The organism is Bradyrhizobium manausense, assembly GCF_018131105.1.
Classification (GTDB): Bacteria; Pseudomonadota; Alphaproteobacteria; order Rhizobiales; family Xanthobacteraceae; genus Bradyrhizobium; species Bradyrhizobium manausense_B.
In genome coordinates, this window is record NZ_JAFCJI010000001.1 from 1233588 (window position 1) to 1257148 (window position 23561).

Genomic DNA, 23561 nt, shown 5'->3' on the forward strand with positions numbered 1-23561 from the left:
AGCGCGGAGCCACGCCATGGACATGCGCGGCAAGACGGTGCTGATCACGGGCTCGACGGACGGTGTCGGGCGCCATGTTGCAACCCGCCTTGCCGCCGAAGGCGCGAAGATCCTGATCCATGGCCGGAGTGCGGAGCGAGCCAAGACGCTGATCGACGAGATCGTGAAGGCCGGCGACATCGCGCCGACCTTCTATCAAGCCGATCTCTCCTCGATGGCCGGCACGCGCGAGCTTGCCGCGGCGGTGATCCGCGATCATCAGCGGCTCGATGTCTTCGTCAGCAATGCGGGCATCGGCTCGCAGAGCGATGGGCCGCAGCGGCAGGAGAGCCGCGACGGTCACGAGCTGCGCTTTGCCGTCAACTATCTCTCGGGCTTCCTGCTGGCCCATCTGCTGCTGCCGTCGTTGAGGGCCGGTGCGCCCGCGCGCATCGTCAACGTCGCTTCGCTCGGCCAGCATCCGATCGATTTCGACGACATCATGATCACGAAGGGCTACAGCGGCTCGCGCGCCTACGCGCAGAGCAAGCTGTCGCAGATCATGTTCACGATCGACCTCGCGGAGGAACTAAAGGGTGCCGGGATCACCGTGAACGCACTGCATCCGGCGACCTTCATGAACACCACGATGGTCCGTGCGGGCGGCATCACGCCGATCTCGACCGTGGAGCAGGGCGGCGCGGCGATCCTGCATCTCGTTGAGGGCGACGACGTCGCCGGCCGCAGCGGCCTGTTCTTCAACGGCATGAACGAGGCACGCGCCAATCCTCAGGCCTATGATGCCGCCGCGCGCAGGCGCCTGCGCACGCTCAGCCTGGAGCTGACCGGACTGTCGTCGTGACGCGCCTCATTTATGGTTAGCAAAGCGTTGAAATCCGGGTTCGCAGGACGGCAAGGCCGCCGTTCTTTCGGCCCACGCGCGCCGCTCCGTCGCATCGGCTGAACTTAACCTTTACGCGGCTTTAAGGGCGGCGCTCTAGGGTTTCCAATGCGGTTCGGGGTTGGGCCGCACCACCGGCCAGGATGGCCGTTGTCGCGTACGCGTTGGAGTCTCCCATGGATATCATGACGAGCGTCGGCCTCGTGGCGGGCATTATCGTCATCGCGACGATGATGCTGCTGGGTGGCGATCTTCACATGTTCGTCTCCGAACATGCGATGATCATCATCTTCGGTGGATCGACCGCCGCGACCATGATCCGCTTTCCGCTCTCGGCGCTGATGCACGGCCTGCCGCTCGGCGCCAAGTTCGCCTTCACCATGAGCCGTCTGTCGGCCCATGATCTCGTCGACGAACTCGCCCGCATCGCCGAGATTGCCCGCAAGCAGGGGCCGGTCGGCCTCGAAAAGGTCGAGACCGACGAGCCGTTCCTCGCCAAGGGCATCCGCTACGTCGCCGACGGCTACGACCTCGATTTCATCCGCGACAATCTCGAGCGCGATCGCGACAATTTCCTCATGCATCTGGACGAGGGCAGCAAGATCTATCGCGCCGTCGGCGATTGCGCCCCCGCCTTCGGCATGGTCGGCACGCTGATCGGCATGGTGCAGATGTTCGCCAACATGACCGATCCGTCCAAGCTCGGCCCGTTCATGGCGACCGCGCTGCTTGCGACGCTCTACGGCGCGCTTGTCGCCAACCTGTTCTGTATCCCGATCGCCGACAAGCTGCATGGCAAGCTGCTGGACGAAGAGACCAACCGCACCCTGATCATCGACGGCATCTTGATGATCCGCGACTCCAAGAGCCCGACGCTCGTGCGCGAAATGCTGCTGGCCTACCTGCCGGAGAAGCATCGCCACGCCGAAGGCGAGCCGGTTCCGGCTTGAGGCCGGACGCCGGGATCTAGGTCATGGCCAAGAAGAAGCGTGGCGATGCACACGGAGGCGGTCACGGCTGGTTCGTGACCTTCGCCGACCTGATGGGGCTGATGATGAGCTTCTTCGTGATGCTCGTCGCGTTCTCGACCCAGGACGCCAACAAGCTGAAGGTCGTCGCAGGCTCCATGCGCGATGCCTTCGGCGTTCAGAGCGAAGCGCGCTATGCCGGCATCGTCGAGTCGGACGGCCTGCCGACCCGGCCGCGGCTGAAGAATGTCGACCACATCGAGCCCGAGGACGCCTCCAACACGCCGACGCCGGACCAGGAGGATCGCGACCGCACCCAGGGTGCTAAGCTGAAGATCGATCGCAATTTTGCGCTCGCCGCCGCTTCGCTGCGCCAGGCGTTGCAGGACATGCCGGAACTGACCGAGATGTCCAAGCACGTCATGTTCGAGGAGACCAAGCAGGGCCTCAATCTGGAGATCGTCGACCAGGACGGCCGTTCGATGTTCGCGGACGGCTCCAAGGTGCCGTACGACCGCACCCGCCGCCTGATCGAGAAGCTCGCGGTCCCCCTCAAGGCGACGCCCTTGCGCGTCTCCATCGCGGGCCACACCGCGGCCGGCTTCGTGCCGACGCGCAGCGACTACGGCGCCTTCGACCTCTCGGCCGACCGCGCCAACGCGGTGCGCCAGATCCTCGAGCGCGAGGGCCTGCCGCCGTCGCATGTCTTTGCCGTCGCCGGCAAGGCGGACACCCAGCCGCTGTTCCCGGACGATCCGTCGCTCGCCGCGAACCGGCGCGTGACCATCACCTTGATGCGCGAAGATCCGCCGCTGCCGCCGAACTTGAAGCCCTGATCCCCTTGCACTACTATTTTACCTGAGACAATCAGTCGCAGAGGCGGCGAACGTGGCCGCACCGTCACAGCATCTGCCGCCGCGCCTGCTATGGTGGGGAGCCGATTGACAGGCGCGCCGGAAGCGTCAAAAGGCGCCGGATCAATTCCAGGGACGAAGCGTTTTCCACCCTCATGACGGCGAGCATCACATCGACCGAGACCCAGGACGGGCCGGTCACCACAGGCTTTTGGTCCCTCACGCTCGGGAGCATTGGCGTCGTTTTCGGCGACATCGGTACTTCGCCGCTGTACGCGTTCCACGAGGCGGTCCGAGGCGCGGCCCATGGCGAGCCGGTGACACGGATCATGGTGCTCGGTGTGCTCTCGCTGATCCTGTGGGCACTGCTGATCGTCGTCACCGCCAAATACGTGCTGCTGCTGCTGCGCGCCGACAATAACGGGGAGGGTGGCACGCTCTCGCTGATGGCGCTCGGTCAGCGCGCGCTGGGGCGTCGGAGCTGGTTCCTGCTCGCGCTCGGCGTGGTCGGCGCCTCCATGTTCATCGGCGATTCCATGATCACGCCGGCGATCTCGGTGCTGTCGGCGGTCGACGGCCTCAAGCTCGCAACGCCGGCGTTTGAGCACTATGTCGTGCCGCTCACGGTGCTGATCCTGGTGCTGCTGTTCGCGGTCCAGAGCAAGGGGACCGCGCTGGTGGCCTCGGCCTTTGGCCCGGTGATGGTGATCTGGTTTGCTGTCCTGGCGGTGCTGGGCGTCATTCACATCGCCGACGATCCCACGGTGCTGGCCGCGATCAATCCCTATTACGCGTTCCAATTCCTGCTGTCGCACGGCACGATCGGGCTGGTGACGCTCGGCGCGGTCTTCCTCGCGGTCACCGGCGGCGAGGCGCTCTACGCCGATCTCGGTCATTTCGGCCGCAAGCCGATCCAGTCGGCCTGGATGTTCTTCGTGCTGCCGGCGCTGCTGATCAACTATTTCGGGCAGGGCGCGCTGGTGCTGTCAAATCCGAGCGCGATCGAGCACTCGTTCTATCGGATGGTGCCGGAACATCTGGTGCTGCCGCTGGTCGGGCTCGCCACGGCGGCGACCGTCATCGCCAGCCAGGCAGTGATCACCGGTGCCTATTCGCTGGTCTATCAGGCGGTGCAGCTCGGCCTCTTGCCGCGCTTCGAGGTGCGCTACACCTCCGAGACCCATGCCGGTCAGATCTATCTGCCGCGCGTCAACCGGCTGCTGCTGATCGGCGTGATGCTGCTGGTGCTGTTGTTCCATACGCCCAGCAATCTGGCCTCGGCCTATGGCATCGCGGTCTCCACCACCATGGTCGCCGACGGCATCATGGGTTTTGTGGTGATCTGGAAATTGTGGAACTGGAAGGCCGCAACGGCTGCGGTCGTGATCCTGCCCTTCGTCATGGTCGACATGACCTTCTTCAGTGCCAATCTGCTGAAGCTGCTCGAAGGCGCCTGGGTGCCGCTGCTGTTCGGCGTGGCAATGGCAGGGACGATCTGGACCTGGCGGCGCGGCACGGGGATCCTGATCCAGAAGACACGCCGGATCGAGGTGCCGCTGGATGATCTGATCCGCAGTCTGGAGAAGCGGCCGCCGCACGTCGTCAAGGGCACGGCGGTGTTCCTGACCAGCGATCCCGCCTTCGTGCCGACCGCCCTTTTGCATAATCTCAAGCACAACAAGGTGCTGCACGAGCACAACGTCATCTTGACCATCGAGACCGCGCACACGCCGCGGGTCGATCTCTCCGAGCGCTTCAAGATGGAGAAGATCAGCGAGAAGTTCTCCAAGGTCCGGTTGCGCTTCGGCTTCATGGAGCAGCCGAACGTGCCCAAGGCGCTTGCGATCGCGCGCAAGCAGGGATGGCAGTTCGACATCATGTCGACGTCGTTCTTCGTGTCGCGGCGCTCGCTGAAGGCCTCGGCACAATCGGGCATGCCGCTCTGGCAGGATCACCTGTTCATCGCGCTCAGCCGGTCCGCCAACGATGCCACCGACTACTTCCAGATTCCGACCGGGCGGGTGGTTGAAGTCGGAACCCAGGTCACCATTTGAGGCTTCCGTCAGGACGCGGATGGCGGACCCATGCGGATTTGCATGCCAAGGGCCCAGAATCGGGCTAGGCTATGCCGCCAGCGCAGGACTATAAGCCGCGCGCGCTCCTCCGCCGTTGTGCAGTGAAGCATTTTTAGAGGCCACCAGGCTCTCCCATGACAAGTGACGTAGCGATTTCCGCCCCGGAAACGGCGGCGGCCATTGGGCATGGCGACGCCCATACCACCGCCCGTTTCGGTGCGCTGACGCTCGGCAGCATCGGTGTCGTCTACGGCGATATCGGCACCAGCCCGCTCTATGCGTTCCGCGAGGCCGTGATGGCTGCCTCGGGCGCCGAAGGGCTGCCGACGCCGGCCGCCGTGCTCGGCGTGCTCTCGCTGATCCTGTGGGCGCTCATCGTCGTGGTGACGCTCAAATACGTCGTGATCCTGCTCCGCGCCGACAACAATGGCGAGGGCGGCACGCTGGCGCTGATGGCGCTGGCCCAGCGGGCGGTCGGAACCGGCGGGGCGACCATCGTCCTGCTCGGCATCATTTCCGGCGCCCTGTTCTACGGCGATGCCGTGATCACGCCGGCGCTCTCGGTGCTGTCGGCGACCGAAGGCATGAAGGACGTCACGCTGCGGTTCGAGCCCTACATCGTGCCGCTGACCGTGATCATCCTGGTCGGCCTGTTCGCCGTGCAGTCACGCGGCACCGCCCGCGTCGCCGCCTTTTTCGGCCCGGTCATGTGCGTCTGGTTCGCGGTGATCGCGGCGGCCGCGATCCACCCCATTATCGAGCAGCCGCAGGTGCTGTACGCGTTGAACCCGCTTTACGCCGCGTCCTTCATGTTCCACCACGGCATCGTCGGCTTCATCACGCTGGGCGCCGTGTTCCTGGCGGTGACCGGTGCCGAGGCGCTCTATGCCGACCTCGGCCATTTCGGCAAGCGGCCGATCCAGATCGCCTGGCTGTCGATCGTGCTGCCGTCGCTGGCGCTGAACTATCTGGGGCAGGGCGCGCTCGTGCTCGGCGATCCCGGCGCGATCGTGAGCCCGTTCTTCCAGCTCTTCCCGCAAGGCTTTTTCCGCGGCTGCATGGTCGTGCTGGCCACCATGGCGACCGTCATCGCAAGCCAGGCCGTGATCACAGGCGCCTATTCGCTGACGCGCCAGGCGATCCAGCTTGGGCTGCTGCCGCGCTTCGAAATTCGCCATACATCAGAAGCTCATTCCGGCCAGATCTTCATCCCGCGCATCAACCAGCTGCTGCTGGTTGCGGTGGTGCTGCTGGTGCTGCTGTTCCGCTCCTCCAGCGCGCTTGCCTCGGCCTACGGCATCTCTGTCACCGGCACCATGGTGGTCACGGCGCTGATGGGCTTCATCGTGATCTGGAAGGGCTGGAAGTGGAAGCCGCTCGCGGCTGCCGCGCTGATCGCCCCGTTCCTGTGCCTCGATTTGACCTTCCTGACCGCGAACCTGCTCAAGGTGTTCGAGGGCGGCTGGGTGCCGCTCGCGCTCGGCTCGCTCATGATCATCATGATGTACACGTGGCGGCGGGGCAGCCGGCTTCTGTTCGAGAAGTCGCGCAAGCTCGAATTCCCGCTCGCCGAGCTCGTGGCGATGCTGGAGAAGCGGCCGCCGCAGCGGGTGCCGGGCACGGCCGTGTTCCTGACCAGCGATCCCCTGAGCGCACCGACCGCGCTGATGCATAGTCTGAAGCACTACAAGGTGCTTCACGAGAAGAATGTCATTCTCACCATCGAGACCGCGCAGACGCCACGCATCGACCTGGCCGAGCGGGTGAGGCTGGAACAGATCTCGCCGACCTTCTCCAAGGTGACGCTGAAGTTCGGCTTCATGGAATCGCCCAATGTGCCGAAGGCGCTGGCGATCGCCCGCAAGCTCGGCTGGCAGTTCGACATCATGTCGACCTCGTTCTTCCTGTCGCGCAGGGCGCTGAAGCCCGCCGCCCATTCCGGCATGCCCCGCTGGCAGGACCGGCTGTTCATCTCGCTCAGCCGTTCTGCCAACGATGCCACCGACTATTTCCAGATCCCCTCGGGGCGCGTCGTCGAGGTCGGCACACAGGTGACGATCTAGGGCCGGGATTCAAAGGCCGCACTTCAAGTCGCTGCAATTTAGCTTTAACTTGCGCAAGGCAGCCCAAGCCTTTGTAGCGCTTGATTTTCGCTGCCTGAGAGGCGAGGTTGCCGCCCGCCGGGATCGCCCCGGGACGCGCCCTGCGACGTTGGAGGATGATGTGGCAAATCAAGTACAGGATCTGACCCCCGAGGAGGTCTCCAAGGGTGTCGCGGAGGGCCGCTACCTGCTCGTCGACGTCCGAGAGCCGAACGAGGTCCAGGCCGAGGCTTACCCCTACGGCGTCGTCGTGCCGCTCTCGACCTTCGATCCCAAGGCGATTCCAGACCCCCAGGGCAAGGAGGTCGTTTTCGCCTGTCGTTCAGGCAAGCGCTCGGTGACCGCCTCGCTCGCCGCCCAGGCGGCGGGCCTCCCCTACGACAAGCATCTGGCCGGCGGCATGCTCGGCTGGAAGGCGGCGGGTCTTCCCAGCAAGGTCGGTGGCTGACCTCACGATGACGACCAAGAGCTCCTCACTGAACAAGGTCTTCGCCGACCTGCCCGTCACCATCTTCGAGGCGATGTCGCAGGCCGCGCGCGACAACAACGCCATCAATCTCGGCCAGGGCTTCCCTGATGATCCCGGCCCCGAGGACATCCGCCGTGCGGCCGCCGAGGCCTCGCTCAACGGCTACAATCAGTATCCGTCGATGATGGGCATCCCGGAACTGCGCCAGGCGATCGCTACGCACTACGGCCATTGGCACGGGCTCAAGCTCGATCCGATGAGCGAGGTCATGGTGACTTCCGGTGGCACCGAGGCGCTGACCTCGGCGATCCTCTCGGTGGTACAGCCCGGCGACGAGGTCGTCTGCTTCCAACCGGTCTATGATTCCTATTTGCCGATCATCCGCCAGGCCGGCGGCATCCCGCGCCTGGTGCGGCTCGAGCCGCCGCACTGGCGGCTGAATGAGGACATGCTGAAAAGCGTCTTCAATTCAAAGACCAAGGCGGTGCTGTTCAACAATCCCTTGAATCCTAGCGCCGTGGTCTATCCGCGCGAGGACCTCGAATTGCTGGCGCGCTACTGCCAGGAGTTCGACGTCATCGCGATCTGCGACGAGGTCTGGGAGCACGTCACCTTCGACGAGCACAAGCACATCCCGCTGATCACCATCCCCGGCATGCGCGAGCGCACCATCAAGGTCGGCTCGGCCGGCAAGATCTTCTCGCTGACGGGCTGGAAGATCGGCTTCGTCTGCGCCGCGCCTCCGCTGCTGCGCGTCGCCGCCAAGGTGCACCAGTTCCTGACCTTCACCACCGCGCCGAACCTCCAGGCCGCCGTCGCCTACGGCCTCGGCAAACCCGACGAGTACTTCCTGTCGATGCGCCAGGATCTGGTGCGGAGCAGGGACCGCCTCACCAGGGGGCTCGAGAGCCTCGGCTTCCCCGTGCTGAAGTCGCAGGGCACCTACTTCCTCACCGTCGACCTGTCGCCGCTCGGGCTCAACGAGAGCGATGCCGAGTTCTGCTGGCGGATCGTGAAGGACTACAAGGTCGCGGCGATCCCGGTGTCGGCGTTCTACGAGCAGGACCCCGTGACCTCCGTGGTCCGCTTCTGCTTCGCCAAGAAGGACCAGACGCTCGACACCGCGCTGGAGCGGCTGTCGGACGCGATCCGCGGGCGCAAGAGGTAGACGGGAGATGACGAACGTCAGCGGCTCCAGGCTTTGCTTTTCCGGGCGTTTCCTTGGTTTTGCAATCGCCGCCGCGCTGACGTTGCTCTTCGCCCCCGCAGGGGCCGAGGAGCGCGTCGTCAACTTCTACAACTGGTCGAACTACATGGCGCCTGGCGTCCTTGAGGCCTTCACCAAGGAGACCAGCATCAAGGTGGTCTACGACACCTTCGACGCCAACGAGACGCTTGAGACTCGCCTGATGGCCGGCAAGTCCGGCTACGACGTCGTGGTGCCCACGGCGTATTTCCTCCAGCGCCAGATCAAGGCAAACATCTTCCAGAAGCTCGACAAGTCGAAGCTGCCGAACCTCGCCAACGCCTGGCCGATGGTGACCAAGAATCTCGCGACCTACGATCCCGGCAACGAGTTTGCCGTGAACTACATGTGGGGCACGACGGGGATCGGCTACAACGTCGCCAAGGTGAAGCAGATCCTCGGGGCTGATGCGAAGATCGACAGCTGGGACATCGTCTTCAAGCCGGAGAACCTCGCCAAGTTCAAGGACTGCGGCGTGCACATGCTCGACTCCGCCGACGATATCTTTCCGGCGGCGCTCAACTATCTCGGGCTCGATCCGAACTCGACCAAGCAGGCCGACCTCGAGAAGGCCGCCGATGTCGTCGCAAAAGTCCGGCCCTTCGTCCGCAAGTTTCACTCGTCCGAATATCTGAGTGCGCTGGCGACCGGCGAGGTCTGCTTCGTGGTCGGCTGGTCCGGCGACGTCATGCAAGCCCGTGCGCGTGCGGCCGAAGCCAAGACCGGCATCGAGATCGGCTATGCGATCCCGAAAGAGGGCGCGCAGATGTTCTTCGACAATCTTGCGATCCCCGCGGATGCGAAGAACGTCAAGGAAGCCTACGAGCTGATCAACTACCTCTATCGCCCGGATGTTGCCGCCAAGAACTCGGACTTCCTGTCCTACGCCAACGGCAATCTCGCCAGCCAGAAGCTGGTCGATCCGAAAATCCTAGGTGACAAGAACATTTATCCTGATGAGGCGATGCTCTCGAAACTGTTCGTCATCACCGCCCGCGATCCCGCCACCCAGCGCATCATCAACCGGCTCTGGACCAGGGTGAAGACGGGGAGGTGAGCGGCGGCTGACCAGTCTGCTACCGCCAACGCCGGTGCAGCCACAGCCACTGCTCGGGATATTCGCGCACCCAGCCTTCCACCACATTGGTGATCGCCTGCGTCGTGCCCTGGATGTCGATCTTGCCTTCGGCATCGCGGACCGGCGGAATTTCTTCGGTCAGCTCCGCGACGAAACGGTTGCCGGGTTTGCGGATGATTCGGACGCCGTGGATCGGGCATTCGACCTGGCGCAGCAGGCGCGCCAGCATCGGATTGGCGCGGGTCTTGCGGCCGAAGAAGGTGACCTCGACGCCGCCGGTCAGATACTGGTCGACCAGCATGGCGACGTGCTTGCCGTCCTTGAGTGCCTGCGCGAGCCGCAGCGGCGCGTCGCGCCCCGCGGGGATCAGCGTGCCCATGTTGACCTGGCGCATCTCCTGGATGATGCGGTCGGCCGAGGCAATGTTCGGCCGGCGATAGAGGATCGCGGTATCCAGCCCGTGCGACACCGCCGCGAGCGCCGGCAATTCCCAATTGGAAAGATGCGCGGCGAAGATCAGCGCCGGCTTGCCGTCGTCCCGGATGTTGTCGAAGAGCTCGATCGTACGCTGAGGCAGTTCGATCCGGCTGTTCTCCGGATGGTCGCGGACATAGTCCCAAACATGATCCATATGGGCGAATTCGCCGCCGACGCGGCCGAGATTGTCCCACACGCCCATCAGGATCTGCTCGATCTCGTCGGGCGACTTTTCCGGAAATGCCGCGGTGAGATTGGCTCGGCCAATACGGTGCTCGCGCAGGCGCGGGCCGATCAGCTTGGTGACGCGCGCGAAAAAGTCTGAGGTCTTGACCGGATCGAAATAGCGCGTGGTGCGCAGCATGCCGACTGTGGCGGCACCGATCAGGCTGCCGCCGATCGACTTGGCCGCATTCCGCGCGCGAATCTTCGTGCTGATGGAAATCAGCGCCATGCGTCCGGTCAGGCCGGTTCGCGCGTCAGGATCAGCGAGGCGTTCTGGCCGCCGAAGCCGAACGAGTTCGACATGACGGCAGTGACGCGAGCGTCGCGCGCCTTGTTGCCGACCACGTTGAACAGGATCGTCGGATCGGGCGTCTCGTAGTTGATGGTCGGCGGAATGCGCTGATGCTCGAGCGTGAGCAGCGAGAAGATCGCTTCGACCGCGCCCGCGGCCGAGATGGTGTGGCCGACCATTGACTTGTTCGAGGTGACCGGAATCTTCTGCGCGAGATCGCCGAACACGGCCGAAGTCGTGTTGAACTCCATCTTGTCGTTCTCGGGCGTCGCGGTGCCGTGCGCGTTGATGTGGTCGATCTGGTCGGGCGTCATGCCGGCATCTGCCAGCGTCTTGTTCATGCAGCCGATGATCGGCTTGCCGTCGGGCGACGAGCGGGTGCGATGGAAGGAGTCGGTGAGCTCGCCGCAGCCGGCGAGCACGCCGAGGATCTTCGCGCCGCGCGCGGTGGCCGCTTCATAGCTTTCCAGCACCAAGGCGCCGGCGCCTTCGGCCATGACGAAGCCGTCGCGGTTCTTGGAGAAGGGACGGGAGGCCGCCTGCGGCGGATCGTTCTGGGTCGACAGCGCCGAGAGCAGCGAGAAGCGCACCAGCGCTTCCGGATTGACGGTGCCGTCAGTGGCGACGCACAACGCGGCATCGGTCTCACCGCGGCGGATCGCTTCAACGCCGAGCTGGATCGAGGTGGCACCGGAGGCGCAGGCCGTCGAGAGCGAGATCGGCGAGCCCTTGGTACCGAAGGTTTCGGCGAGGTGCGCGGCGACCGAGCCGAACATGAAGCGGTGGTGATAGGCGCTGTACTTGCCGCCGCCGGAGATGCGCAAGAGATCGTCGTACGTGAAATCGGGTGAGCCGACGGCGCGGCCGAGCTCGCGGCGCTGCGGCCATTCGACTTCAACAGGCGCAACCGCGAGGAAGAGGGGACCCGGGAAATCGGCCTTGGCGCCGATGCCGGCCTGCGCGAGCGCTTCCTGCGTCACGATCTCGGCCATCCGTTCGGAGAGGCCGGTTGATGAGAACGGATCGACGCTGACGAAATCGACCGTGCCGGCCATCGTGGTTTTCAGTCCGTCGACCGGAAAGCGCGTGATGGTGCGGATGCCGGATTCGCCGGCGACGAGCTTGGCCCAATTGTCGGCCTTGCCGTTGCCGAGTGAGGTCATGATCCCCATGCCGGTGACGACGACGACGGGACGCCCGAGTTTGTCGCGTGGTGCAGTCATGTCGATCCCCCGATAAAGCTAGAGCATTCAGCCAAAGCGCGCCGCGCCTTAGCTGACAGCCTCGACCAGCGCCATGCCTTCGCCGCGCCAGTGTCCCGCCCCCACCACAACAATCTGGGTGGGCGCCCCCTGCATTTCAATCTCGGTTCCGGTCGAGTCGTTCGCCGGGAACAGCGCGCCGCGCGAGATCGACAGCGCTGCGAGTGCGAGCCCCAGCGGGAATTGCGTTTCCATGGTGTGGCCGAACATCGTGCCGGTCGCGCGCACCGGGAAGTCGGGGTGTTGCTTCAGGAAGCCGCGCTCCTCCGACGTTGCAGGCTCCGCGCCCGACGCACCCGAGATGATCGCGCCCTTGCCCTCGCGCCTGGGCAGCTTGGCCCAGAGCTTCTCCAGCGTCGCTTCCATGTCGCCGGACTGCTTGCGGCGGGCGAGATCCGTCACCACGCTCGACAGCTTTGCGTACGGCTTTGCGCCGCGCGCTTCCGCATGCGCCCTGGATTCCAGCACCAGGAACGCGCCGGCCGAGCCGAGTGCGAAGCCTGCGTGGTCCTTGCGCGCCCAGACCGGAGCGAACTTGTCCTTCAGATTGAAGTCGCCGAATTCGTAGAGGACCATCAGGTCCTTGCGCTCGCCATTATGCGAGCCGCCGACGAGTGCGATGTCGCTCTCGCCCGAGGCGATGCGCGAAAGCGCGATGCGCGCGGCATCGGCGCCCGCAACCTCTTCGCCCATGAAGGTGCGCGAGGTGCCGCCGAGACCGTTGACGATGGCGATGTTGCCGGCGAGCAGGTTCGAGAGCTGGGCCAGGAACAGCGTCGGCCGGAGATCGCTCATCAGCCGTTCGTTGAGGAAGCCCGGCGCATTGGCGCCCTTGGCTTCGGCGGTGAGCACGCCGGTGTCGACATTGAGATCGCGCTCGCCGCCGCCGGCGGCCACGACCATGTCGATCTTCGAGAGAATATCCTTGTTGCCCTTGATGCCTGCGGAGTCGAGCGCGAGGCCCGCGGCGTAGACGCCGATGCGCTGCCAGGCTTCCATCTGGCGCTGGTCGCCCTTCTTCGGGATCTGGCTGTCGAAAGAGACAGGCAGCAGCGGGTGCACGATGAAGGGCGCAAAGCCCTCCTCGTCGACATTGATGCGCTTCTCGGAGAGCGCGGCCCAATTGGCGTCGAGACCTTCGCCGAGCGAGGTAGCAAGACCAATACCTGTGATCCAGACTTCCGTCTGGCCCGGCTTCGAAGCATTGTCAGTCATGGCGAGACGGCCTGTTGCGGAAAGCCGATGCGCTTGGCGAACGAATCCATGTAGCCGCGCATATCCGCATTGGGGAAGGGAATCTGCGTGAAGGTGAGCGTCGAGTTCGCGCGCAGCTTGCCGCCGACCCGGATCTTGGCCTCGGTCACGGCGTAGCCCGAGCCCTCGTGGGCCAGCGTCGCCTCGATGCTCATGAGATCGCCAGGGAACACCGAGCCGCGGACCTTGGCCTCCTTGACAGCGGCTAGGATCGGCATGCGCTCGAATTTGAGCACGCCGAGCTGCAGCCAGCCCGAGGCCTGCGCCATTGATTCGATCAGCAGCACGCCGGGCATCAGGGGATAGCCCGGGAAGTGCCCCTCGAAGATGGTGCTCTCCTTGGGGACCTGGGCCTCGACGACGATCTTCTTCTCGTCGACGTTGAGGTCGACGATGCGATCGATCATGTGGAAGTATTCGAGTTGCATGACCGCCCGATTAGGCGCTCGCGCCCTTGGCGGCAACCAGTTCGTCGATGCGCGCACACAGGTTCTTCAGCACGAAATACTGCTCGGTGGTCGCCTTGCCGTCGTTGACTTCCTGGGTCCACTTTTCCAGCGGCAGCTTGATGCCGAACTGCTTGTCGATTGCGAACGCGATGTCCAGGAAATCGAGGCTGTCGATGCCGAGGTCATCGATGGCATGGCTATCCGGCGTGATCGTGTCGCGCGGAATGTCGCAGGTTTCAGCGATGATCGTAGCGACCTGATCGAATGTGGATGACATCACTAAGCCTTTGATATATTGCGAGTATTTGTCGGGTATCCAGGAGTGGCACGGTGGGTGGGCATCGCGCCCCGATGACGCCCTCTAACACCCCTCTGGACGGGTCGAGAGCCCGTATATCGGAGCGTCGCCCTGAGTTCAATGGAGCCGGACGGGGCCGTGGACAGGCTTGGGGATGCCGGTCGGCGAGGCCCCAGCCGGAGATAACCGCCGCCGGCGGCCTTGGATGCCGGACCGGCCTAGATGTGCGGCGTCGTGATCTTGACGCAGTCCCGGCGGCCCATCAGCACGCAATCCTGGGTCCGGCGCAGATCGGCGATGCTGACCGCAAGCCAGATCCCGATTGCGGTCAGCGCGATGGTGAAGGCGAGCGCGGCGATGTTGGCGAGCATGCGATGGCGGAAATCGTCCGGCTCCTCGCGAGGCTGCTCGTAGCGGGAAAGGTCGAGCGGTTCAGGGGCTGCTGCATGCAATGGCTGTACGGTACCGCTGCCCCGGTGGATCACAGGGGAGGGCGTCGTCCGCGGCCTGAACTGGAGCACCTGGTGCTCGTCGTCCGAGGTTATGGGCCGCTGGGATTTCATGGGGCGGGGATCACTCCAAAGCAGCGAATTTTAGATAGCATAGGCGACACAGGCGTTGCAGAAAATCTTCTCGCCGCGCACGCCCGTTGCGGGTTCGCATGATCGTTCCCGACCATTTCCCAGGTGCGGCGAACGCCCCTCGCAACGGTTGTCATCCCGATGTCAGGGACGCACGGGTTGCGCTGCAGCAACAGCCCTGTGCCCATGTTGCCGCCGCAACGCCCATGGCATAATCGGGAACCCGGACCACAAGCTGCCACCAGACGAGAGGCCGTTCGATCATGACCACCAATGCGCGCGAGCCGAGAGTGCACCCGGTGTCGATCCTGTCGCTGCGGCCGACGCAGATGACCGTCGGCATGCGCGAGGTCAAGGAGAAGCGCAAGCGCTGGCGCGAGCACGGCAAGAAGAAGCAGTCCGATCTCCTGGGCACCCACATGATCCCCGTCGTCGCCGGACCCGACGGGCGCTACTACGTCATCGATCATCACCATCTCGGCCGCGCGCTGCACGACGAAGGCATCAAGCAGGTGCTGGTCACCGTCGTCGGCGATCTCCGCATGGTCGAGCGCGAAGCGTTCTGGGGCGTGATGGACAACAAGCGCTGGGTCTATCCCTACGATTCCAAGGGCGAGCGTCGCCCGTTCCGCGATCTGCCGAAATCGGTCGCCGACCTCAAGGACGATCCTTATCGCAGCCTTGCCGGCGAGCTGCGCCGCATGGGCGGCTTCGCCAAGGACACCACGCCGTTCTCCGAATTCTTGTGGGCTGACTTCCTGCGCCGAAAGCTCTCGCGCAAGGCCGTCGACGCCGATTTCGGCAAGGCGCTCGAGAAGGCCCTGGCCGCGGCCAAGAGCAAGGACGCGGTCTATCTGCCCGGCTGGTGCGGGCCCGCATCGGAGGATTGATGCGCTCGCGCGCGCATCAGTCGCGCTGGAAGATCTTGGCGCCGGGATAGACACGGCGGGCGTAAGTGACGACCAATGCGCGATCCTGGGTTTCCAGGAAGGGCGTACGGATCCGGCACGACCCGACAATGAGGTGCCAAAGACCATTGAGCCTTTGAATGACGATCTTCATCTCAGTGTTCCTCGAAGGCACGGCACGCAACCCAATGCTGCTTGCTGTGGTCGCCTTGTGACTTCCGATCGCGGCCGCGGGCAGGAAATTCCCGATAGCGTCCGCGTTCGCTGCAAGACTACGACCACTCTTATGAGTTGGTGATGGGATGCGGTCCGGCGAGGCGAATCCGATCACAGGCGCTTGAGCGAAATCATTTTGCGCGCCGACGAAACCGTCCTGAAACAGAGCGCCCCACCTAATGGCCGCAGTCGAGCTCAAACAGGAGGCTCACATGCGCCGTATGGTTTTCGCAATTGCCTTGCTCGCGGTCGCTTCAGCAGGAATCTCGGCCTCGTTCGCCGCGGTTCATCAGGCGAGGACACTGACGTTTGCAGAGCGCTTTGCGCCCGCACTTCCGCTGATGGTCAATCACTAGCAGCGCAGCGGAATCGGCGATCATTTCGGATTTTTCTGGTCCGGCGAGGACAGCAATCGCTCCATGTCGACGGCGGCTTCAGCGTCACGCACCTTCTGCAAGAGCGCGTGACGCTCGGCGCCGGCCGGTAGGTCCTTGGCCGCGGCGCGAGCATCCTCCGTGAACTTGTTCAGGCGCTCCTGGAGTGACAGGGCGGGACGCGTACGGTTGCGCTTCTTGGTCATGGTTTGCCCTTTCGAGGGTCGAGCACACCATGTGCAGGCAAGTGGCGTCCTTAACTTTTGTTGGAACCGGGCGAGGCGATCGCGGGTTTTTATCCGACGGCGCCACGGCGCCTTGAATTGCAAACAAGGTTCCAATTCACGCGACCGGAGTTTCAGCAAAGTGCCCAGCGATGCGATCCGCGCGGCGCTCATCAAGCGCTTGCGCATCTCGTCCGCGATCGCGGATGAGGACATCAAGGAGATTGAAGCCCTGCCGATCTCGGTGCGGCAGTACCCCGCAGAGACGGCGGTGGTGCGCGATGGCGAGCGCGCGACAGACTGCTGCCTGATCGCGGACGGATTCTGCGCGCGATCCAAGACGATCGCGAGCGGCAAACGGCAGATCCTGTCGCTCCACATCCCTGGCGAGATTCCGGACCTGATGAGCTTGTTTCTTCACGTGATGGACCATGATCTGTCGACGCTGACGCCGGCAACGCTCGGCTTCATCAGTCACGAGACGCTGCAAAAGCTGCATCGCCGCAGCCCCACCGTCGCCGAGATGTTCTGGCGTGACACGCTGATCGACGCTGCCATGTTTCGCGAATGGATCGTCAATGTCGGCCAGCGTCCCGCGCCGGCGCGGCTCGCCCATGTCATGATCGAGCTGCGTGAACGCCTCAGGCTGATCGGGCGGCTGGACGGCAATAGCTTCGAGATGCCGCTGACGCAGGAGCAGATCGGCGAAGCCCTGGGGATTACGGCGGTGCACGCCAACCGGGTGATCAGGCAACTGCGCCAGGAGGGCATCGTCGAACTCAATCGCGGCCGCGTCACCGTGCTCGACGAGCGGAAATTTCAGGAACTAGCGGATTTCGACGGCCGTTACCTCCATCAGTCGCCAACCCTTTGAGGCGCCCGATGCCGCTATTTCACTTCGACATCCACGAGGACAGCCGTCTCACCCCGGACGAGGATGGACAGAATTTTGCGAATGTGGACGTCGCACGCAAGGAAGCGATGCTGACCGGTGCGTCCATCGCGCGTGAGGCGTTCGTCGCTGGCAGCGCCGATCATGTCGTCGTGGATGTGCGCGAGGATGAGCATGCGCCGTGCCTGAAGATCTCGATCACCCTCGAGGTCGAAGAACTGTCGGACGGGTAGTTCAACGCGTTGGCGCGATACGCGGAGCAGGCGCCATTGTTCCTCCGGCATGCAAACTTATATGCACGGTCGCTGTAACCCAGGTTAGCGACACCTCAGTCACCGAGGCGCACCGTGGAGATGACCACGGAGGTCCTCATGACGAAGAAGCGTAACCGCCGTAAGCAGACAGTTTCGTTCGACGATCGATTGCAGCAGGCGGCGAGCGATGCCCGTCAGGCCGCAGTGAATCTTCCACAAGGTCATGAACGCGACGGCATGCTGCAGCGGGCGCGCCAGGCGGAGATGGCTCGGCGGATCAACGGATGGCTGGCATCGCCCGGCCAGCCTATGCCGAAGTGAACCGGCAAGTGGACAGCCGGGAAAACAGCATGAACCGCAAGGCGGCATGCCTGATGCAAGCCGCCGCCTGCCGTGCGCAGGCCATGGCCGATCCTCTCAATCACGATTTCTGGGTCGACGAAGCAATAAAATGGCTGGAGCTCGCGCATGCGCCCGCGAGCCATGCCGTTGTGACAATCGAATTGCGGCCGAACATACGCGGCTTTGCTGGCGGGTAGCCGTCCGGGCTGAGGCCCACGAAATTTAGGAACGTCAACATCACGGTCGCGTCGATCATATGCGATCGGCCTTCATACCCGGCTGGCTGGTCGCGCTTCAGCGGCGGTCTCGGTCCGCATGTGTAAGCGCCGGGACCGTCCGCATGCGGGGACCAAATCGATGCGCCGATATCATTTCGATCTGGTCGATACCGATCGCGTCACCAATGCGGGCGGCGCAATTCTCGATCATGATGATCAGGCGAGAAGGATCGCGGAGGACCTCGCGCAAGACGTGCGGGACACCCGGCCGGAATTGATCGGGCAGGGCTATCAAATTTCGGTCAGGGCAGAAAACGGGAACGTGGTTTGTCGCGTTGCCATTGACCGGGAGAAGGGGGACGGCGGTTAGCCTGCCTTGCGGCTCTCGGGAAAAGTTCGTTAGCCCGGGTTTGGCGGTCCGGAAAAATAACATAAGTTATTGATGAGATCGGCTCGGACCCGGCTTATCGCACGGAGACAATCCCGTGAACCCATTGATCCGAAAACTCGAACATTTCGTGCGTTTATCGCCCGACGATCGGGCCATCCTTCAGCGCGCCTCGACCGAGCGCGTGCGGAAATTTGCGGCGCGCGTCGACATTACCCGAGAGGGCGATCAGCCGCGCGACGTGCACCTGATCCTGTCGGGATGGGCCTGCCGCTACAAGCAGATCGAGGACGGTCGGCGCCAGATCGTGTCGTTTTTCCTCCCCGGCGACATGTGCGATCTCAATGTCTTCATTCTCAAGGAGATGGACCACTCGATCGGCACCATCACCGACGTCACGATCGCCGATCTTTCGCGAGAATTCTTCGACGAGATCAGTACAGGCTATCCGCGCATCGCCACTGCTCTGTGGTGGGAGACGCTGGTCAACTCCGCGATCCAGCGCGAATGGACCATGAATCTCGGACAGCGCACGGCGTCCGAGCGGATGGCGCATCTGCTGTGCGAGATATTCTTCCGCTTGCGCCTTGCCGGCCTGACGGAAGGGACCAGTTGCGACTTCCCGCTGACCCAGGCCGATCTGGCGGATGCGACGGGCCTTTCCAAGGTCCATGTCAACCGCACCTTGCAGGAGCTTCGAGCAGCGAGGCTGATCATCCTGAGGGGCAAGACGCTGACGGTGCCGAGTTTGGAGCGGCTGATGGATGTCGGGCTATTCAACCCGAACTATCTCCACATGGAACACGAGGGCGCGCAACTCGACGCCAATGAGTGATCGGCTTCGCCAGGCGTTGCGATGCCGCAAACGGACTGTCGATAGGAACGAAATTAACATGGGTTACTTTACCCGCCAGAGTCCCAGACGGGGATTGGCGATGCCCAGGTTCTACTTCAACGTCTGTAACGGCAATCGATTCAACGACCGCGACGATCTTGGTCAGGAACTTCCGGATCGACGCGCGGCATGGGAAATGGCGACCCGATACGCCGGCGACAGCCTGCGCGATCTCGATGGAGATCTGCAGCCGGAGGACGACTGGCGGCTGGAAGTGCAGACCGAAGACGGTGCGCGCGTTTTCCAGATATCGATACGCGCAAGTCTCGGCTGATCGTCGTCGTCCAATCCGCATGTTGTCATAACCTATGTTGGCGAAGGGTTCGCGTTTCGGTCGTAGCATCGGCCCTCGATCCGGACTGGACGGGGCGCGACATGAAACACAGGCGTGGTTTCAAGCAGACCGAGACACTCCAGGAAACACTGGCGAGATTTGCCATCGAGATGCGCGAGCGCGCCGAGGCGCTGCCGGCTGGCATCGAGCGAGAGCAACTTCTCAAGCGAGCACGCAACGCCGACACCACGGCGCATCTGGACGATTGGGCGTCATCGCCCGGGCTGCAGCCCCCGACTTAGGAACGACGCCGTTACGCCAACATTGGCGACTCGTTCCTCTCCCTCACTTAGGCCTTCGCTCGAACCCCTTGAGCGAAGGCCGCTCTTTGTGGAGGCTCAGGAACTCGCGCGTGTCGCGCGAGCTGCGGAACCCGCTGGCTCCCGCGCCAAATTGGGAACGCCGGCGCCGGGTCTTGATTGATCATGGACAGGCTCTCGCAGCGCCGCGATGGAGTGAGGCCATGCGAAAACCCGGATCCGACAAGCAGCGCGACGAGTATTTGAGGAAGGCTCAGGCATGCCTCGAACAGGCGGCGCACGAGCCGGCCCGGCGCCGGCACTGGCTTCAACAGGCCGAAGAATGGACCCGGCGGGCGAGCGAGAGCCTTTACGGGGACGCTGACTGCGCGACCCATGAAATTCACGTCGGACGCCTGATTGCAAAGCCGTCGAAGTGAGGCGGCTCCCACAGGCGACAGGAGCACAGCATGAGCAGAGAAGACGACATTCACGCCACGCGACGGACCGAGCCCAATGGGGTCGAGCCGACGTTCTCCGAAGACGATCTCCAGCGCGCGCAGCTTGGTCCGCGCGGCGTTCCGGGCCAACCGGATCCGGCCAGGATGACCCCTCAGCGCGCCAAGAAGACGCCTACCGAAGGCGACTTCGACGGGCACACGTCCTGAGCGCTGACTGAGGCTGAGACAACAGTGACATCTTTCGCTGCAATTGTCAGCGCTTCAGACCAATAAGCGCGGAAGATTTTGACAGCGGCCGTCAGGCGCCGAGGTGCAGCACGACTTCGCTCAAGTCGAGCTCCGTCATTTTTTCGGCAGCCGGCCCATCAGATAGAACTCGTCGTTCGGCCGCATGCCGGTGAAATTCGCCAGCCGGTTCGACAATCCGAAGAAGGCCGAGATCGCTGCGATGTCCCAGATGTCGTCGTCGCTGAAACCGTGGGGAGCGAGGGCTGCGAAATCCTCTTCCGAGCTGCGCTGTGCGTCAGTCGAGATTTTCATCGCGAAATCGAGCATCGCTCTCTCGCGCAGCGTGATGTCGGCCTTGCGATAGTTGGTCGCGATCTGGTCGGCGATCAGCGGGTTCTTGGCACGGATGCGCAGGATCGCGCCATGGGCGATCACGCAATACTGGCACTGGTTGGCCGCCGAGGTCGCCACCACGATCATCTCGCGCTCAGCCTTGGTGAGCCCGCCGTCCTTCTCCATCAGCGCGTCGTGATAGGCGAAGAAGGCGCGGAACTCGTCGGGCCGGTAGGCCAGCGTCAGGAACACGTTGGGCACGAAGCCACTCTTCTCCTGCACGGCAAGCAGGCGCGTGCGGATGTCGTCGGGCAGGCTGTCGATGGCGGGTGCGGCGAAGCGTTGGGCGGGCTTTGTCATGGGTATGGATTCCGGCTTGGGGCCGGGAAACCATAGTCCATGCGGGAAGCCGCCTCAATGTGCTCCACGCGCGCTGTCATCGCCCGACTCAATCGGGCGATCCAGCATTCCAGAGACGGAATTGATTGAATCGAGAGGCCGCGGCGTACTGGATGCCCCGCTTCCGCGGAGCATGACAGTGTGCTTGAGGCGCGAGCGCGGCCCTACCGCAGCGGCTTCTTCAGCAGCGAGAAGCGATCGGGATCGAGGCCCATCGAGGGCTGCAACATCGGCGCCTCGGCGGGCGCGAGCGTCTTGGCCGGCGGCGCTGAGAACACCGGGTCGTTCGGCACGTCGCGCTGCGAGGTGGCGCCGCGCCAGCGCTCGAGCACGGCACCGACGAAATGCATGTCGTGACCGGCGGTGACCGAGGGCACGCTCGAGATGGTGGCTTCGCCGCGCGGCAATTGGTGCGGCGGCACCTCCTTGAAGCGCAGCCGCGTCGGCAGCGCGACACCTTCGCCGAATGCCAGCACTTCGCGGGTACCCAGCGAGGGTACGAAGGACAACAGGTTTGCGGCTGCATCCGACACCGCGGCGCGCAGCAGCGCCTGGTCGCGGTCGTTGGCAAGACGCATCGTGAACAGCGTGTTGCACTGGGAGATGATGGTGGCGTCGAGCTCGGCCGGTCGCTGCGTGATCAGGCCGAGATAGACGCCGTATTTGCGGCCTTCCTTGGCGATGCGCGACACCGCCTTGCGGGTCGGACCAAAGCCGATATTGCGGTCGGCGGAGGCGTAGCGGTGCGCCTCCTCGCAGACGAACAGCAGCGGCGAGACGCCGTCGCTCCAGAGGCCGAAGTCGAAGGCCATGCGGCAGAGCACCGACACGACGGAATCGATGACTTCGGCGGGGAAGCCGGCGAGCTGCATCACCGTCATCGGCTTGCCGTTGGCGGGGAGGCGGAACAGATGGCTGATCACTTCGGCCATGGTGTCGCCGCCGACATTGGCGTTGTCGAACATGAAGGCGTAGCGCGGGTCGTTGCGCACGGCTTCGATGCGCGAGATCAGCTTGTGATAGATGATGCGGGAGGAGCGGTTTTCCAGCTTGCCCATGCGCTCGTCGATCAGCGACATCAGATCGACCAGACGGTACGGCACCGGCGTGTCGACGGTATAGCCGACCTGCTTGGGGTCGATGCGCTTGAGGCCGATGCGGTCGGCGTTCTGGTACTGGGTGTAGACACCCTTGGCGAGCGGAATGACTTCCGCGAGGATGTCGAGTTCTTCGGGCACGCCGGCGCGGCCGCCGAACAGCACGTCGACGATTTCCTCGAAATTGAACAGCCAGAACGGCAGCTTCAGGTTTCGCGGGTTGAGCACCAGCGCGCGGTCGCCGAAGCAGCGGCCATATTCGTTGTGCACGTCGAGCAGAAAGATGCGCAGGTTCGGGCGCGCCTTGAGGATCTCGTTGAGCAGCAGCGATACGCCGGTGGATTTACCGACGCCGGTCGATCCCAGCACCGCGAAGTGCTTCGAGAGCATTTCCTCGACGTCGACATAGGCGACGACCGAGCGGTCCTGCTGGAGGAAGCCGACATTGATCTGGTCCGAGCCAGTCGGCGCGTAGATGGTGCGTAGCTCCTGGCTGGTGATCAGGTCGACGGAATCGCCGATGGTCGGATAATTGGTGACGCCGCGCTGGAATTTGGCCTTGTCGGCGGCATTGAGGATCTCGCCGAGCAGGTCGACCGAGGCGATCGCGATGTAATTGTCGCTGCTCGACAAATTCTCGCAGGACACCTCGGTGATCATGGCGACGATGACCGAGCTGGCGCAGCGAATGCTGACGAAACGGCCGACCGTGGCCCGAACCTCCGAGACCGGCATCCGGCTTTCCGCCAGAAGCCCGACCCGGGCGAGCGATCCGCGAACCGATATCACGCGTCCAAAAGATGTCACGATGGCTGAACCCGAGGAGACAAAATGTTTCTCCGACTATGCGGCGCCGTCGCTGGACAAACGGTTAAGCGCCAGGCGCGGGCACTTTGTTAAATCTGCGACAATTCGGCTAAGAACATTGTCCCCAATGCCTACTTGCGGGCGGAATCGGCCTGAAAGTGCTGCATTTCCAGGCTTTCAGGCCCAAATCACATTAAGGAAGATTTTACCATTCGGGCAGTCCGTCAACCTTCCATAGGACCGAGGGTGGGCCGCAGAGCCGGCCTCCGCCGCGGATAGACGTATGTTGATTTGTTGACGGGACCTAATCATTTGTACATTAGTACAAATGAACCCGCGGACGCCGCTAGGGCGCGTGCATGAAACATTGCGCCCCGCGCCCGATTGCGCGATCCCCTGAGAGGGATCGCAGGCCAGGCCTTGTTAGCCAAGTTGGAGGACA

At 63.7% G+C, this 23561-nt stretch carries 30 protein-coding genes; 20 read left to right on the forward strand and 10 right to left on the reverse strand.

Features of this window, described 5'->3' with window-relative positions:
* The first annotated feature begins 16 nt into the window (after positions 1-16).
* The 8 genes from JQ631_RS05590 (at position 17) to JQ631_RS05625 (ending at position 9651) form a co-directional block, all read left to right on the forward strand.
* Entirely contained in the window at positions 17-841 is an 825-nt protein-coding gene (locus JQ631_RS05590) for an SDR family NAD(P)-dependent oxidoreductase (protein WP_212324660.1), read from the forward strand.
* A gap of 215 nt (positions 842-1056) precedes the next feature.
* Entirely contained in the window at positions 1057-1830 is a 774-nt protein-coding gene (locus JQ631_RS05595; RefSeq protein ID WP_212324661.1) for a motility protein A, read from the forward strand.
* A gap of 23 nt (positions 1831-1853) precedes the next feature.
* Positions 1854-2684 carry an OmpA/MotB family protein gene (locus JQ631_RS05600; protein WP_212324662.1) on the forward strand — a complete coding sequence of 277 codons (831 nt, stop codon included), beginning with the start codon at positions 1854-1856 and terminating at the stop codon, positions 2682-2684.
* Between the two features lie 173 nt (positions 2685-2857).
* Positions 2858-4756, forward strand: a complete 1899-nt coding sequence (locus JQ631_RS05605) for a potassium transporter Kup (RefSeq protein ID WP_212324663.1) — start codon at positions 2858-2860, stop codon at positions 4754-4756.
* 155 nt (positions 4757-4911) lie between these two features.
* Positions 4912-6840 carry a potassium transporter Kup gene (locus JQ631_RS05610; RefSeq protein WP_212324665.1) on the forward strand — a complete coding sequence of 643 codons (1929 nt, stop codon included), beginning with the start codon at positions 4912-4914 and terminating at the stop codon, positions 6838-6840.
* 160 nt (positions 6841-7000) lie between these two features.
* Positions 7001-7327, forward strand: coding sequence for a rhodanese-like domain-containing protein (locus JQ631_RS05615; RefSeq protein ID WP_212324666.1), 327 nt, complete (start codon positions 7001-7003; stop codon positions 7325-7327).
* Positions 7328-7334: 7 nt separating this feature from the next.
* On the forward strand, positions 7335-8516 hold the full coding sequence (locus JQ631_RS05620; RefSeq protein ID WP_212324667.1) for an aminotransferase: 1182 nt from the start codon (positions 7335-7337) through the stop codon (positions 8514-8516).
* Positions 8517-8523: 7 nt separating this feature from the next.
* The gene (locus tag JQ631_RS05625) at positions 8524-9651 is read left to right on the forward strand and encodes a polyamine ABC transporter substrate-binding protein (RefSeq protein ID WP_212324668.1); all 1128 of its coding nucleotides are present in this window, start codon (positions 8524-8526) and stop codon (positions 9649-9651) included.
* 19 nt (positions 9652-9670) lie between these two features.
* On the opposite strand, the gene JQ631_RS05630 is transcribed toward JQ631_RS05625, so the two are convergent.
* The 6 genes from JQ631_RS05630 to JQ631_RS05655 all read right to left on the reverse strand — a co-directional run bounded on the left by JQ631_RS05630 (position 9671) and on the right by JQ631_RS05655 (position 14492).
* Entirely contained in the window at positions 9671-10603 is a 933-nt protein-coding gene (locus JQ631_RS05630; RefSeq protein WP_212324669.1) for a lipid A biosynthesis lauroyl acyltransferase, read from the reverse strand.
* Between the two features lie 8 nt (positions 10604-10611).
* A complete protein-coding gene (locus JQ631_RS05635; RefSeq protein WP_212324670.1) occupies positions 10612-11889 on the reverse strand; it encodes a beta-ketoacyl-ACP synthase in 1278 nt (425 codons plus the stop codon).
* A gap of 48 nt (positions 11890-11937) precedes the next feature.
* Positions 11938-13143, reverse strand: a complete 1206-nt coding sequence (locus JQ631_RS05640) for a beta-ketoacyl-ACP synthase (RefSeq protein ID WP_212324671.1) — start codon at positions 13141-13143, stop codon at positions 11938-11940.
* Complete coding sequence (locus JQ631_RS05645) at positions 13140-13610, reverse strand: 3-hydroxyacyl-ACP dehydratase FabZ family protein (RefSeq protein ID WP_212324673.1); 471 nt, start codon at positions 13608-13610, stop codon at positions 13140-13142. The genes JQ631_RS05640 and JQ631_RS05645 overlap by 4 nt, the downstream gene beginning before the upstream one ends.
* 10 nt (positions 13611-13620) lie before the next feature.
* Entirely contained in the window at positions 13621-13908 is a 288-nt protein-coding gene (locus JQ631_RS05650) for an acyl carrier protein (RefSeq protein WP_007592476.1), read from the reverse strand.
* 239 nt (positions 13909-14147) lie between these two features.
* On the reverse strand, positions 14148-14492 hold the full coding sequence (locus JQ631_RS05655) for a hypothetical protein (RefSeq protein WP_212324675.1): 345 nt from the start codon (positions 14490-14492) through the stop codon (positions 14148-14150).
* 281 nt (positions 14493-14773) lie between these two features.
* Here JQ631_RS05655 and JQ631_RS05660 point away from each other — a divergent pair, with 281 nt between their 5' ends.
* Positions 14774-15400: a ParB-like protein gene (locus JQ631_RS05660; RefSeq protein ID WP_212324677.1), complete on the forward strand. Its 627-nt coding sequence runs from the start codon at positions 14774-14776 to the stop codon at positions 15398-15400.
* Between the two features lie 16 nt (positions 15401-15416).
* On the opposite strand, the gene JQ631_RS05665 is transcribed toward JQ631_RS05660, so the two are convergent.
* Positions 15417-15572 carry a hypothetical protein gene (locus JQ631_RS05665; RefSeq protein ID WP_212324679.1) on the reverse strand — a complete coding sequence of 52 codons (156 nt, stop codon included), beginning with the start codon at positions 15570-15572 and terminating at the stop codon, positions 15417-15419.
* A gap of 274 nt (positions 15573-15846) precedes the next feature.
* Here JQ631_RS05665 and JQ631_RS05670 point away from each other — a divergent pair, with 274 nt between their 5' ends.
* Positions 15847-15990: a hypothetical protein gene (locus JQ631_RS05670; protein WP_212324681.1), complete on the forward strand. Its 144-nt coding sequence runs from the start codon at positions 15847-15849 to the stop codon at positions 15988-15990.
* Between the two features lie 20 nt (positions 15991-16010).
* On the opposite strand, the gene JQ631_RS05675 is transcribed toward JQ631_RS05670, so the two are convergent.
* On the reverse strand, positions 16011-16214 hold the full coding sequence (locus JQ631_RS05675) for a hypothetical protein (protein ID WP_212324683.1): 204 nt from the start codon (positions 16212-16214) through the stop codon (positions 16011-16013).
* A 160-nt stretch (positions 16215-16374) separates the two neighbouring features.
* On the opposite strand from JQ631_RS05675, the gene JQ631_RS05680 reads away from it, so the two are divergent.
* From JQ631_RS05680 to JQ631_RS05725, 10 genes are all read left to right on the forward strand, one after another.
* Positions 16375-17106 (forward strand): Crp/Fnr family transcriptional regulator, encoded by a 732-nt coding sequence (locus JQ631_RS05680; protein WP_212328505.1) that lies wholly within the window; start codon positions 16375-16377, stop codon positions 17104-17106.
* Positions 17107-17114: 8 nt separating this feature from the next.
* Positions 17115-17357: a DUF6894 family protein gene (locus JQ631_RS05685; RefSeq protein ID WP_212324685.1), complete on the forward strand. Its 243-nt coding sequence runs from the start codon at positions 17115-17117 to the stop codon at positions 17355-17357.
* A gap of 138 nt (positions 17358-17495) precedes the next feature.
* The gene (locus JQ631_RS05690; RefSeq protein WP_212324687.1) at positions 17496-17699 is read left to right on the forward strand and encodes a hypothetical protein; all 204 of its coding nucleotides are present in this window, start codon (positions 17496-17498) and stop codon (positions 17697-17699) included.
* Positions 17663-17917, forward strand: coding sequence for a hypothetical protein (locus JQ631_RS05695; RefSeq protein WP_249160165.1), 255 nt, complete (start codon positions 17663-17665; stop codon positions 17915-17917). The genes JQ631_RS05690 and JQ631_RS05695 overlap by 37 nt, the downstream gene beginning before the upstream one ends.
* A 160-nt stretch (positions 17918-18077) precedes the next feature.
* Complete coding sequence (locus JQ631_RS05700; protein WP_212324689.1) at positions 18078-18308, forward strand: DUF6894 family protein; 231 nt, start codon at positions 18078-18080, stop codon at positions 18306-18308.
* A gap of 115 nt (positions 18309-18423) precedes the next feature.
* Entirely contained in the window at positions 18424-19161 is a 738-nt protein-coding gene (locus JQ631_RS05705; RefSeq protein ID WP_212324691.1) for a Crp/Fnr family transcriptional regulator, read from the forward strand.
* Positions 19162-19219: 58 nt separating this feature from the next.
* Entirely contained in the window at positions 19220-19495 is a 276-nt protein-coding gene (locus tag JQ631_RS05710; protein ID WP_249160166.1) for a DUF6894 family protein, read from the forward strand.
* Positions 19496-19596: 101 nt separating this feature from the next.
* Positions 19597-19797 carry a hypothetical protein gene (locus JQ631_RS05715; protein WP_212324693.1) on the forward strand — a complete coding sequence of 67 codons (201 nt, stop codon included), beginning with the start codon at positions 19597-19599 and terminating at the stop codon, positions 19795-19797.
* Positions 19798-19907: 110 nt separating this feature from the next.
* Positions 19908-20234 (forward strand): hypothetical protein, encoded by a 327-nt coding sequence (locus JQ631_RS05720; protein ID WP_212324694.1) that lies wholly within the window; start codon positions 19908-19910, stop codon positions 20232-20234.
* 30 nt (positions 20235-20264) lie between these two features.
* Entirely contained in the window at positions 20265-20462 is a 198-nt protein-coding gene (locus JQ631_RS05725) for a hypothetical protein (RefSeq protein ID WP_212324696.1), read from the forward strand.
* A gap of 135 nt (positions 20463-20597) precedes the next feature.
* Here JQ631_RS05725 and JQ631_RS05730 read toward each other — a convergent pair whose 3' ends face one another.
* Positions 20598-21176 carry a peroxidase-related enzyme gene (locus JQ631_RS05730; RefSeq protein WP_212324698.1) on the reverse strand — a complete coding sequence of 193 codons (579 nt, stop codon included), beginning with the start codon at positions 21174-21176 and terminating at the stop codon, positions 20598-20600.
* A 203-nt stretch (positions 21177-21379) separates the two neighbouring features.
* Positions 21380-23119 carry an ATP-binding protein gene (locus JQ631_RS05735; protein WP_212324700.1) on the reverse strand — a complete coding sequence of 580 codons (1740 nt, stop codon included), beginning with the start codon at positions 23117-23119 and terminating at the stop codon, positions 21380-21382.
* Positions 23120-23561: the final 442 nt, after the last annotated feature.